Origin of the sequence: Mesorhizobium sp. WSM4884, assembly GCF_029625675.1 — a bacterium.
Classification (GTDB): Bacteria; Pseudomonadota; Alphaproteobacteria; order Rhizobiales; family Rhizobiaceae; genus Mesorhizobium.
Genome location: NZ_JARTVO010000058.1, coordinates 1 through 657, shown reverse-complemented (window position 1 = coordinate 657; position 657 = coordinate 1). Strand labels below are relative to the sequence as shown.

Below are 657 nucleotides of genomic sequence, written 5' to 3'. Positions count from 1 at the left end.
GCCATCCAGCGCCCGCCATTGCCCGGCCAAGGGCACCAGACAGATCAATAGCGCGGCGGGGATGGCTTCATCGGCCGTCTCGATGCGCCGCAGCAGGGTCTCGATGCCCGCCGCCCCCTTGGCGCCTGTCAGGCCCATCTCATAGAGCATGCCACGCATGGCGTTGGCCAGTTGCGTGCGCTGGCGCACCAGAAGGTCACGCGTGCGATGGAGCGCCCTGGCCCATTGCTGTTCGACCGTCTTGATCGGCACGAAGCGCATGTCGGGCCGGCTCACCGCTTCGCAACAGCCTTGCGCATCGCGGGCATCGTTCTTGTTGCGCGGGACATAGGGCTTCACATAGGCTGGCGGCATCAGCTTGACCTCGTGGCCGAGCGCTCTCAGCGTGCGGGCCCAATGATGGGCCGAGCCGCAGGCCTCCATGCCGATCAACGCCGGCGGCTGTGCGGCGAAGAACTTCTCCACCTGCGCGCGGCGCAGCTGGCGCTGCACCACCACCTGCCCGCTCGCATCCACGCCGTGCACCTGAAACACATTCTTGGCCAGATCGATTCCAAATCTGATAGCTTGCATGACGGACGGTCTCCTCCGCTGGAGTTAATCACAGCCCAGCTTGGCACATTCGATGCCGCAAGGGGCCGTCCACCCATCATTCTA

General features: G+C 65.0%; 1 protein-coding gene. It reads right to left on the bottom strand.

The genetic code is table 11. The features are described 5' to 3' along the window. A partial coding sequence (locus tag P9236_RS30660; protein ID WP_278078209.1) for an IS110 family transposase occupies positions 1–573 on the bottom strand: 573 nt, incomplete at its 3' end. Positions 574–657 lie beyond the last annotated feature (84 nt).